Genomic DNA, 11,484 nt, shown 5'->3' with positions numbered 1-11,484 from the left:
AAAATGTTGCACCCCCAAAAACTACATAATGATTATAAAAGAATAATTTTTAGATTTGTTAATAAGTTGAAAATATAAAAAATATTTAAAGATTTAGTGATAAAAATTAAATAAAAACCCTATAAACAAAGGTTTTTTAGAAGTTTTCCACAATTTAAAAGACTACTAAATCTTTCCACAAATATCCCCAAAAACTTTTTTCAAAAAAAACATTTTAGTATATAAATAACATAAGAAATAAGATATAATTTTAATTGGTACTTTAATGTAAAAAGGAGGGAAATTATGAAAAGAACATGACAACCAAGTAAGATTAAACATGCTAGAACACATGGTTTCAGAGCGAGAATGGCTACTAAAAATGGAAGAAAAGTTTTAAAAGCACGTCGTGCTAAAGGTAGAGTAAGACTTTCAGCTTAATTTTTTTTATGAAGAACCAATATATCATAAAGAAAAACCACCATTTTCAAAATATAATAAGTAATAAAAAGTACATTAAATCACCATCATTTGTGATTTACTACTTTATTGATGATAAAAAAAGGTTTAAATATGGGGTTTCAGTGGGAAAAAAACTAGGAAATGCTGTATTTAGAAATAAAGTCAAAAGACAAATTCGTCAAATGGTAAGAGGTTTATTGCCTGATATCAAAGAAAAAAAAGCCCAAATTATTATTATGGCTAGGGTGCCAATTACAAAAATGACTTTTGAACAAAACCTTAATGAATTAAAAAACAGTTTAAATAAAATAAGATAAAAAGAAGGTGAGATCTGTGTACAAACAAGATTACTCTAAATACTTTGGCGGAAAAAATGGTAAGGGTAAAAGAACACCAAAAGACATATTAAAGACAATCTGGGGATGAACAAAAATTGTTATCTTCATCTTCATAATTATTTCAATGTTATGGGGTTGTGTGCAGATGTATCAATCAGACTATACGGTTGGACAAATTAAAGATATGTCGGGTAATAACATTTTTGCCCCAGGGGTGTCATTTGAGATTATTATTAAATCTCTTGGTGACAGTGGTTATAAAAACCACTTCTTTGATGTAGATGCCGTCAATGGAACGATTAGTGAATATCAATTTAAATCAATTTCTTCATGGCTTAGTGCTTTTAGTGAAACTGGAGGATCATTCTTCTATGGATTCTTCGTTTATCCATTAGCATTTGTTCTGGTTGGCTTTATTAGGCTCTTTTCTGGCACAAATGCCGAAGGGGTAATTGACGCTACTAAAGCTAATTATGGGGTTTCAGCTCTATTTGCAATATTCTTTACATCATTATTGGTAAGGGGAATAACGCTAGCATTTACTTGAAAAACTCAATTAAATCAAGAGAAAATGACCAATGTTACTATGAAACAAGCAGAAATACAAGCAAAATATAAAGGATCATCAGATCCAGCGACCAAGCAAAAACAACACATGGAAATGATGGCACTTTATAAAAAAGAAGGAATTAGCCCTCTGAGTTCAATGGCTACACAATTCCTATCAATGCCGTTCTTGTTTGCCATGTTCTCAATTGTAAGATCTGTTAGGGTGTTAAAGGTTACCACTATTGGACAGATCACCCTGATTGAACAGCCTTGAGCACAAATACAAGCAGGTAATTATGTTTATATGTCAATTATTGCAGTTTATCTGCCATTACAAATTTTATCAATGTTGTTACCAATGTTTTTACAAATGACTAAGAAGTCAAAAAAACCAATTACAGAGAAGCAAAGAAAAGCAAGAAAAAAACAATTGCTATTCCAATTGGTATTCATTTTTGTGTTTATCTTTATTGTCAGTTCGATTGCCACAGGGGTTGCCATTTATTGGATCTTCTCTTCTGGTTTCCAAATTGTTCAGACCCTCTCATTCCACTATCTAAAAGAAACAAGAACTAAACGTATTGTTAAAAAAAGAGAAAAAATGATTAAAGCAAGCAAAATGAAAAACACCAAAAATGCTTAACACCAAAAATAGAGTAAACAACTTCTTGTCAAAAAAACAGCAAACTGTAAAACTTGCTCATAGAATTGATAAAGAAGTTTTTTTATTCATTGCCAACCAACAACGATTATTAATTTTAGATTATTTGCGAAGTTTTTTACATGAACTTTTTGAAATTCATGTCCAAGCCTTAACTTATGACAATGGTCGCAAGAAGAATGTTTTGTACTTTCATCACAAAAATATTTTAGATGAAGCAAAACGCCAAGTAATTGAGAAATTTATTAAAATTGTTGTCCTAGGTAAATTTAAAATTTATCTACCAGTATTGCTTGCAGATTACAAACAGGTTTGAACTGCAGAGAGAACTTATACAAAAGAAATGTTTTTAACAGCCATTTCAAACTGCTTAAAAAATAAGGAGACTTATTTAACACCACCACTAACTAAAAAATCTAGAAAAAAACTACAAGAGATTTGTTCTGAGTATAGTTCAATTTGAAAAAACTCTCGTGACAATGTGGCTGGGAAACAAATTAAGATCAAATATAAAGCGAGAAAGTAATCGCTTTTTTTGATATAATCCAAGAGAGGCGACCAGAATATGATATTAAAATTTAATGACACAATTGTTGCACCAGCAACCAAGCTTGCAAAACAAGCAATTTCTATCATAAGACTTTCAGGTCCTGAAGCTTTTGAAATAGTTAATAAAATAATAAAAAAGCCCTTGCAGGTTAACAACTCACAACAACTGCGAAAAATCTATGAAGATGATCAGTTAATTGATGAGGCACTACTAATAACTTTTGTTGAGACCAAATCATTTACTGGGGAATTTGTTGTTGAAATAAATTGTCATGGAGGTATTTTGCTTGCAAATAAAATTTTAGCACTTCTAATTAAAAATGGTGCTAGAATGGCACTGAATGGTGAGTTTTCACAAAGAGCATTTATGAATGGTAAAATAGATTTACTACAAGCAGAGGGAATTAATAATCTAATTGAATCAAGAAACAATTTAGCAATTAAAATTAATGCTTTAAATGCAACAGGTAGTAATAATCAGAATATCTTAAAGATAAAAGAGAATTTAATTGATGTAATTTCAAAAATTCAAACCACAATTGATTACCCTGAGTATGATGATATTGAAGGTCTGTCACCAGCAGAACTGGCAGAGTCATTGGCAAAAACAAAATCTGAAGTTGAAAAGATTATTGAGGTTAGCCAAAGAGTTTTGAAAATAAATGATGGCATTAACACTTTGATTTTGGGTGAACCAAATGTGGGAAAATCATCTCTTTTGAACGCTTTGTTAAATGAGGACAAAGCAATCGTTACTGATATTAAGGGCACTACTCGAGATATTATTGAAGGACAAATAAACTTTGATAACTTTTCACTAAATTTAATTGATACAGCAGGAATAAGAAAAACCACAAATAAAATTGAAAAAATTGGAATTGAAAAGAGCTTAAAACTCATAGATACTGCAGATTTGATTTTGTTAGTTGTTGACTCACTCCTTATTAACCAAGAAATTTATCAAAAAATTCAAAATAAGCAACACATTGTGGTTGTTAATAAGGCTAAATCTTTATCAGATACAGTTAAAACACAAGCCAAAAAAGAGTATAATAATATTGTATTTATCAATGCAATTGATGCAGATATTGAAGAATTGTTGCAAAAAATCAAACAGATATGAGCAAATGATGATATTTTGCAAGCCGAAACAACTATTATTACAAATATAGACAATATTGGTAGTTTAAAAAGAGCAGCAGCAAGTCTTGACACAGCTATTGTAAACTTAAATAGCCAAATTGGCATTGATATTGTAATGGTTGACTTATATGAATCTTTGAATACCATTAATACAATGTTGGGAATTGTAGATACTGATGAGGAAGTAATTAACAACACTTTTAGAAAATATTGTTTAGGAAAGTAGGTAAAAATATGGGTATTTTTGACACACACACACATTTTAGTGATGAAAAGTATAAAAAGGAGGGCATTGAAGTAGTTGACATGATTAGTGAAGCAAAAATAAACGGAGTTTCAAATTTTTGTTGTGTTGGGTATGATGTTAGGTCATCAACTGCAGCGGTTCGTTATGCTTTTAAATATGAAGAGGTTTATTGTGCAGTAGGGATTCACCCCAATGACGCACACCTAATTAAAAACACAGACATCGAACAAATTGAGCTCTTAGCATATTCAGAAAAAGCAGTGGCGATCGGCGAAATTGGATTAGATTACTATTATTCAACTGAACACATTACTCGACAAAAAGAAATTTTTGAAAAACAAATTAAAATTGCTTTAGACAATGATCTTACGGTTATGTTACATATTCGTGATAAGGATGACAGTGACAAGGCCTATCATGACACACTTGAAATTTTAACTAAAATGAAAGTAAAAAAAGCCATTGTTCATTGTTTTACAAGAGGTTATAATATTGCTGAACTATTTATTAAAAAAGGTTATTTAATTTCAATACCAGGTGTTGTGACCTTTGCAAATGCCACAGAATTACAAGATGCTGTTAAAAAAATGTCAATAAACAGTATGTTGGTTGAAACTGATGCCCCATATTTAACACCAGTTCCAAATAGAGGAAAAATTAATACCTCTAAGGAAATTGTTTATACAGTTGAAAAAATTGCAAAATTAAAAAACCTAAGTAAACATGATGTTACAGACATTACAACGCGTAATGCAAAAAAAATCTTTGGAATAATATAAAAAAAACGCTTAAGCGTTTTTTTTAAATAAAGTCTGGTTGAGAACCTTTTTTAACTTTACGAGCACCTTTTCCATAGTAGTCATTTTCAAGACGTTTCAAGATAACTTTTTCTCAAATTTTACATCCTTCAACAACACCAGTTAATGGGTTTGGTGAAACTGTACAAGGTACTGAGAAGATCCCTGTAAAGTATTCTTTGATACCTCTTAATAGGGCACCACCACCACATAAAGTGAATCCATTTGTAATGATATCCCCAGCTAATTCTGGAGGTGTATTTTCCATTAATTCAATTATCATGTTTGTGATTCTTCCGAAGGCATTAACTAAGACGTTTCTTACCTCCTCAGAACTTATTAAAGCTTCTTTGGGTAATCCTGAAACCACATCTCTACCAAAAACAGACATTGTTCTCTCACCTTTGTATTTTGCAAGTGAACCTAATTCAATTTTTACATTTTCAGCAGTTTTTGATCCAATCAGAACATTGTATTCTGAACGAATGTATTTTTTAATTTCTTCATTAAGGGCATTTCCTGCCAATTTTGTAGATCTTGAGATAATGATATCTCCAGCAGAAATGATGGCAATATCAGTAGTTCCTCCACCAATATCAATTACAACATTTCCTTTTGCTAAGTCAATGTTAATACCAGCTCCAACAGCTGCCATTTTAACTTCTTCTTCAACAATAACAATGTCTGCTCCCATATCATAGGCCACTTGTTTTAGGGCAGTTCTTTCTAATTCTGTAACTTCACTTGGACATGCAAGTAAAATAATTGAGTTTTTTCAGTCATTTAACATTTTTAATTTTGAAAAAACATGTTTTAATAAATCTTTGGCCGCATCTAAATCAGTAATAACTCCATCTTTAATTGGTACGATCATTTGGATGTGATCGTGTGTTTTTCCAAACATATCGTATGCTTCATGACCTAAAGCTAACAAAGTGTTTGTTAAAGTATCATAAGCCATAATTGAGGGTTCGTTGTAAACAATCCCCTGCTTTCCAACATAAGCTAAAATATTGCTTGTTCCTAAATCTAGTGCAATAAATGTGCGATCTTCGCTTTTCATATAATTTGTGTCCTCCTATTAATTAGTCCTCTTCACGATTACTATATGTTAATGATACCAAATAATTATAAGAATAGACAAAAATTAGACCTATTTTATACAATTCTTTTCACCTTTTTAACATTATGTTAGTAAATTCTCTTATTGTAGGCAAACTCAAATAGGGGAAAAGGGTAATTTTTACTACTTAAAGAAAAAAACAACCCTAAGGTTGTTTTTTTTTTGATGAAATTATCTTGAAAGTAAGTCATCGTGATGTCTTTGAGCTTTAATAATTTCTCAAATTTCTGCTTCAAATTTTTTAGTTCCATTAATAACAGCTAGTAATGGTTGTTCACCAATTTTTGTTGGTAATTGAAGAGTATCTGCAAAGTATTTATCAATACCTCTAACAAGAGCTCCCCCTCCACAAATTGTGATACCATTTCTGAAGATATCCCCAGCTAATTCTGGTGGTGTGTCTTCTAATACTTGAACTGTTAAGTCAATGATTCTTGAAACAGGAACTTTTAATACTTCACGAATTTCTTCTGGTGTAATTTCGATTTCTCTTGGTAATCCTGAAACTACATCACGTCCATAAACTTTCATACGTCTTTCATCTGGATATTTTGCTAATGAACCAACATTAACTTTAATTGATTCAGCAGTTTTTGATCCAATTTCTAATCCATATTGTGATCTAATGAATTTTTGACATTCATCATTTAAGTAGTTACCAGCAACTTTGATTGATTTTGATAAAACGATGTCTCCTGATGCTAAAACAGCAATATCAGTAGTTCCCCCACCCATATCAACAATTAGGTTTCCAGTTGGAGCATAGATATTAACTCCTCCACCTAATGCAGCCATTTTAACTTCTTCTTCAACGAAGACTTGGTCTGCACCTAAGTTAGTTGCAATTTTTTTCAATGCAGCTTTTTCTAATTCTGTAATAACACTTGGACATGCTAATAAGATAATAGAATGTTTTAATTGTTTTGTAATTCTTAATTTTGTAAAAATGTATCTTAATTGAGATTCAGTTGCTCTAATATCAGTAATAACTCCATCAACCATGGGTCTAACCACACGAATTGTTTTGTTACCTTTCCCAATCATTTTATATGCTTCTTCACCAACAGCAACAATTTTGTTTTCTTTAATTCTATATGCAACAATTGAAGGTTCATTGTAAACAATCCCTTGACCTGCAATATAAACAAGAGTATTTGCTGTTCCTAAGTCCATAGACACGAAAGTAGGTTTTTTACTTGCCATATTTATTTCTCCTTTACTTATTTATTTTTATAACGAATTATATATTTCTATTTAAAAGTAGAATATATAATCTAAAGATATTTTAACACAAAAAAAGATGGCTTTCAATCTAAACCACCAATTAATTGCATTTTGAATACTATATGCTTCCAGCATATGCAAATGAATCTGATTTGTAAGCAATTGCCCCATTAATTACAGCATTACTTGCCCCTTTGGCAACTGTTACTGGAATTTCAAAGTAGTCCTCAAAATAGAACTTAACTCCTGGAATTTGAGCAACTCCACCTGTAATTATTAAACCATTTTTAATAACATCACCAGCAACCTCATTTGGTGCTTCTTCTAAAGCACTTGTGATTAGAGCTGTTAAGTTATTAAATGCACTAACTATAATTTTTGATATGTCATCTTCGTTAATCTCAGTGTTTGTTGGTAGTCCTGAATTCATGTTATAACCATAAACTGCAGTTTTAAGTGGATTTTTGTTTTTGATCAATGAACCCACAGCGTTTTTAAGTGCTTCAGCACTGATTTCACCAACAGCCATTTGTTTTTTTGCTTTTAAATACTTGATAATTTCTAAGTCTATTGAATTACCAGCAATTTTAGATCATTTTGAAATTACTGTCTCATTAAATGATATTATTCCCACTGTTGATTTTCCTGCACCAATGTCTAAGCACAAATATGCATCTGATTTGTGAATATTAAATCCAGCACCTAATACAGCTAACTTAATATCATCTTGAACATCTACGTAATAAACTCCTAAACCTTTAATTGTTGTTATAAGTGAGTCTCTTTCAAATGATGTTACACTAATTGGACATGCAAGTGTTACAATAGAATCTTTGATGTCATTTTTATTTTTTTGTAGGATGTGAGCTAAAAACAATCTTAAAATTGACATATCTGAAATTACCCCACGCTTTAGTGGGTATTTAATTAATATATTTTTTGAAAGCTTTCCAACAAATTTTTTAGCGGCATCACCAACGGCTACAACTTTTTTTGTTTTGTAGTCCATTGCCATAATAGTGGCCTCATCAAAGACCATACCTAATTTTTCAATATAAATTCTTGTTTTGCTAGTACCAATATCTATTGCTACATGGGTTTTTTGCTTAGCTGCATTTTTTGCCATATCTTGTTCCTCTTTTCTTTTAATAACAGATATATTCTATATTATTCTACCAATATGTTAACACTTTTAAAACAAAAAAAAGAAGTTTTTTCTAAAACTTCTTTTTTACAACACTATTTAATGTTGTATTCACGTGCATCTCTAATTGCAACAACTTCTAATCATTTTTCGATTTGTTTTTCATATTCTTTAGCACCCTCAATAACTGTTAATAATGGATCTGAGGCAACAGTAACTTTTAATTGGAAGATTGATTCAAAGTATGTATCAATACCTCTTAATAAAGCTCCTCCACCACAAATTGTAATACCATTTCTAATGATATCCCCAGCTAATTCAGCAGGAGTGTTTTCCATAACTTCAACAATTAAATCTGTGATTTTTGAGAATGGTGATAATAATGCGTTTTTAACTTCATCTGGAGAGATAACAACCTCTCTTGGTAACCCTGAAATCACGTCTCTTCCGAATGCTCGGAAAGTACGTCCGTTATCGATTTTTGTTAATGCACCGATTTCGATTTTGATTTTTTCAGCAGTTTTAATTCCGATTAATACGTTGTATTCTGCACGAATGTATTTTCTAATTTCTTCATCAAAGTGATTTCCAGCAACTTTGATTGATCTTGAGATAATGATATCTCCAGCAGAAATGATGGCAATATCAGTTGTACCCCCACCAATGTCAACTACTAAGTGTCCACTAGCGATTGAGATATTAATTCCTGCACCAATTGCAGATAATTTAACTTCTTCTTCAACTAAAACATTTTTTGCACCCATATCTGCAACAACTTGTTTTAATGCTCCTCTTTCAAGTTCAGTAACCCCTGAAGGGCAGGCTAGGACTACTAAAGCATTCTTTAAGATGTCAGATAATTTGATTCTTGAGAAAATAATTTTGATTAAATCTTTTGCTGCATCTAAGTCAGCAATAACACCATCAACTAATGGAACAACCATTCTTACATCTTGGTTAGTTTTCCCAACCATTTCTGAAGCTTGTTCTCCAGCAGCTATAACTGTGTTTGTGTGTACATCGTATGCCATGGTTGAAGGTTCATTATAAATGACCCCTTGTCCACCTAGGTAAGCAACTACGTTTGCAGTTCCTAAATCTAGAGCAACGAATTCTCTTTTACGATCTCATGATGCCATTCTATTTTCCTCCTTTATAAGAAAAAACCCTTCGTGTATAATTATACTACATTTTTTCATAAAATACCAGTATAATTGATTTGAAGGATATATTTTATGAGAATAAAACAAGTGATAATTGTTGAGGGTAAAACAGATACTGCTAAGTTGCAAACTGTGTTTGGTGCTGAAAATGTGCAGACTTTTGAAACTAGCGGCTTGGGTTTAACCCCAAGAGCATTACAAACCATTGCCAAATTAAACCAAACTCAAGGAGTAATAGTTTTTACAGACCCAGATGCTCCTGGTGTAAAAATCCGTGAACTAATAAATTCCTATTTAGATTATAAATGTTTTAATGCTTTTATTGATAAAAATAAAATAATTAATTCAAAAAAAATTGGAATTGCTGAAGCAGATGAAACCGACATCAGACAAGCACTTGAAAAATTAGTTGAATTTAAGGGTAAGGAAATTAACTCAATCAGTTATGAAGAATTTTTGGATAATGATTTTTATTTAAAACCAGTGCGTCAAAAAATTGCCCAGCACTTTAATTGAAATGAAAAAATTAATGCCAAAACTTTATTTAAGTGATTAAATTTAGTTAATCTAACGGTTGTTGATGTTAGAAAGATTTTAGGAGAATAGTTATGGAATTTGCAAAAAAGAAATTTGGTCAAAACTTTATCACTGATAGAAACTTAATTAAAAAAATCATTAGCATTTTAGATCCTGAACCAAACCAACTTGTAATTGAGATTGGTCCTGGTAGAGGTGCTTTGACTAAAGAGTTGGTTCAAAATTTTAAAAAAGTTGTTGCAATAGAAATCGATAAAGACATGGAGGCGCTTTTAAAAACTGAAATTAATAGTGATAATTTTGAGTTAATCACCCAAGATGTTTTGCAAGTTAATTTAAAAGAGCTAATAAGTTCAGAATATAAAAAAATCTCTTTAATTTCAAATACCCCATATTATATAACTAGTGAAATTATTTTTAGAGCTTTTGATTTAGCAAAAGACTTGGATAAAGCAGTCTTTATGGTTCAAAAAGAGGTGGCTCAAAGAATTTGTGCAAAACAAAATGAAAACAACTATAATAACTTATCAGTGGCTGCTCAATTTTATAGTGATGTAAAATATGAACTTACTGTGAGTAAGAACATGTTTCGCCCAGTTCCAAAAGTTGATTCAGCAGTTATTACATTGACTTTTAAAAATCAAAATTTAATTAAAGTAAATGATGACAAAGAGTTTATTGCTTTTGTTCGTAAACTCTTTAACAATAAAAGGAAAACGATTTTAAATAATCTAAGCAGTGTTTTGGGTGATAAAACTAAAAGTTTAACCATTCTTGAAGACTTGAAAATAGCCACAAACCTGCGCCCCGAAAATATCTCACTTGAAGATTTCATAAAGATCTATAAAGAGGTTCAAAATGAAAATTAAAGCTTATGCAAAAGTTAATTTAAATTTATTTGTTGAGCCATTAGATTCGAATGGCTTACACAAGATTAACTCAACCATGACATTGGTTCAAGATTTTTATGACATTATAAAAATAAAAAAAAGCAAGATAGATAGAGATAGCATCATTTCAAATTCAAGCCTTCTTGAAAAGAGCAATTTTATTTTTGAGGTTCTTGATTTATTAAGGAGCGAAGGTGAGATTGATGGTTTTTATAAAATCAAGTTGAAAAAAAACTTACCTATAGGTTCGGGACTTGGGGGTGGAACAGCTGATGCAATAGCTGTTTATTTAGGACTTGTTAAAAACAGGAATAAGCAACTTGATCAAAAAGTTGCTGCAAAAATTGGTTATGATTCTTACTTTTTTTTAAGTGGCTTTAAAACTGCACAAGTTAGTGGTTACGGAGAAAAGGTTATTGAATTAAATGAACTTAAGGTTGTAAAAAAGGATTTAATTTTACCAAATATTGAGTGTGAAACTAAGAAAGTTTATGAAAAATTTGATGAGGTTGGTTTTGAAGTGAGCAACCAAAACCATCTAACAAAAGCAGCCCTAAGTTTGTACCCAAAATTAACAGAGTATACAAAAATTGGGATAATGTCCGGTAGCGGATCTACCTTTATAAAATTAGCAAAAATTAGCAAAATTAAAAAAGACATTACAAAGTAGTGTCTTTT

Annotated in this window: 13 protein-coding genes; 9 read left to right on the top strand and 4 right to left on the bottom strand. The window is 30.9% G+C overall.

The genetic code is table 4. The annotated features are described in order from the left end of the window. Positions 1–285: 285 nt before the first annotated feature. From rpmH to SCLAR_RS07000, 6 genes are read left to right on the top strand one after another with little or no spacing between them, the layout of a single operon-like run. On the top strand, positions 286–420 hold the full coding sequence (gene rpmH, locus SCLAR_RS07025) for a 50S ribosomal protein L34 (protein WP_100255206.1): 135 nt from the start codon (positions 286–288) through the stop codon (positions 418–420). 8 nt (positions 421–428) lie between these two features. Then, complete coding sequence (gene rnpA, locus SCLAR_RS07020; protein ID WP_100255205.1) at positions 429–758, top strand: ribonuclease P protein component; 330 nt, start codon at positions 429–431, stop codon at positions 756–758. Between the two features lie 16 nt (positions 759–774). Further along, positions 775–1,971, top strand: a complete 1,197-nt coding sequence (gene yidC / locus SCLAR_RS07015; RefSeq protein ID WP_211277550.1) for a membrane protein insertase YidC — start codon at positions 775–777, stop codon at positions 1,969–1,971. After that, positions 1,964–2,515, top strand: a complete 552-nt coding sequence (locus tag SCLAR_RS07010; RefSeq protein WP_157795170.1) for a hypothetical protein — start codon at positions 1,964–1,966, stop codon at positions 2,513–2,515. Before yidC ends, SCLAR_RS07010 begins: the two co-directional genes overlap by 8 nt. Before the next feature lie 45 nt (positions 2,516–2,560). Further along, positions 2,561–3,907: a tRNA uridine-5-carboxymethylaminomethyl(34) synthesis GTPase MnmE gene (mnmE, locus tag SCLAR_RS07005; protein WP_100255235.1), complete on the top strand. Its 1,347-nt coding sequence runs from the start codon at positions 2,561–2,563 to the stop codon at positions 3,905–3,907. Positions 3,908–3,915: 8 nt separating this feature from the next. After that, positions 3,916–4,707 carry a TatD family hydrolase gene (locus tag SCLAR_RS07000; RefSeq protein ID WP_100255202.1) on the top strand — a complete coding sequence of 264 codons (792 nt, stop codon included), beginning with the start codon at positions 3,916–3,918 and terminating at the stop codon, positions 4,705–4,707. A gap of 22 nt (positions 4,708–4,729) precedes the next feature. Here the strand turns inward: SCLAR_RS07000 and mreB (SCLAR_RS06995) are convergent, their stop codons facing one another. The 4 genes from mreB (SCLAR_RS06995) to mreB (SCLAR_RS06980) form a co-directional block, all read right to left on the bottom strand. Next, positions 4,730–5,788 (bottom strand): rod shape-determining protein, encoded by a 1,059-nt coding sequence (mreB, locus tag SCLAR_RS06995; protein ID WP_100255201.1) that lies wholly within the window; start codon positions 5,786–5,788, stop codon positions 4,730–4,732. 231 nt (positions 5,789–6,019) lie between these two features. Continuing rightward, entirely contained in the window at positions 6,020–7,051 is a 1,032-nt protein-coding gene (gene mreB / locus SCLAR_RS06990; protein ID WP_100255200.1) for a rod shape-determining protein, read from the bottom strand. 139 nt (positions 7,052–7,190) lie between these two features. After that, on the bottom strand, positions 7,191–8,198 hold the full coding sequence (locus SCLAR_RS06985) for a rod shape-determining protein (RefSeq protein ID WP_100255199.1): 1,008 nt from the start codon (positions 8,196–8,198) through the stop codon (positions 7,191–7,193). 113 nt (positions 8,199–8,311) lie between these two features. Further along, the gene (gene mreB, locus SCLAR_RS06980) at positions 8,312–9,355 is read right to left on the bottom strand and encodes a rod shape-determining protein (protein ID WP_100255198.1); all 1,044 of its coding nucleotides are present in this window, start codon (positions 9,353–9,355) and stop codon (positions 8,312–8,314) included. Positions 9,356–9,451: 96 nt separating this feature from the next. Here mreB (SCLAR_RS06980) and rnmV point away from each other — a divergent pair, with 96 nt between their 5' ends. Genes rnmV through SCLAR_RS06965 form a run of 3 tightly spaced genes read left to right on the top strand, consistent with a single transcriptional unit; the run spans position 9,452 to position 11,476 of the window. Next, entirely contained in the window at positions 9,452–9,985 is a 534-nt protein-coding gene (rnmV, locus tag SCLAR_RS06975) for a ribonuclease M5 (RefSeq protein ID WP_100255197.1), read from the top strand. 2 nt (positions 9,986–9,987) lie between these two features. After that, on the top strand, positions 9,988–10,785 hold the full coding sequence (gene rsmA / locus SCLAR_RS06970; RefSeq protein ID WP_100255196.1) for a 16S rRNA (adenine(1518)-N(6)/adenine(1519)-N(6))-dimethyltransferase RsmA: 798 nt from the start codon (positions 9,988–9,990) through the stop codon (positions 10,783–10,785). Continuing rightward, on the top strand, positions 10,775–11,476 hold the full coding sequence (locus tag SCLAR_RS06965) for a GHMP family kinase ATP-binding protein (RefSeq protein ID WP_100255195.1): 702 nt from the start codon (positions 10,775–10,777) through the stop codon (positions 11,474–11,476). The genes rsmA and SCLAR_RS06965 overlap by 11 nt, the downstream gene beginning before the upstream one ends. Positions 11,477–11,484 lie beyond the last annotated feature (8 nt).

The sequence above is a fragment of the Spiroplasma clarkii genome, assembly GCF_002795265.1.
Classification (GTDB): domain Bacteria; phylum Bacillota_I; class Bacilli_A; order Mycoplasmatales; family Mycoplasmataceae; genus Spiroplasma_A; species Spiroplasma_A clarkii.
This window is presented reverse-complemented; position numbering and strand designations above follow the sequence as displayed.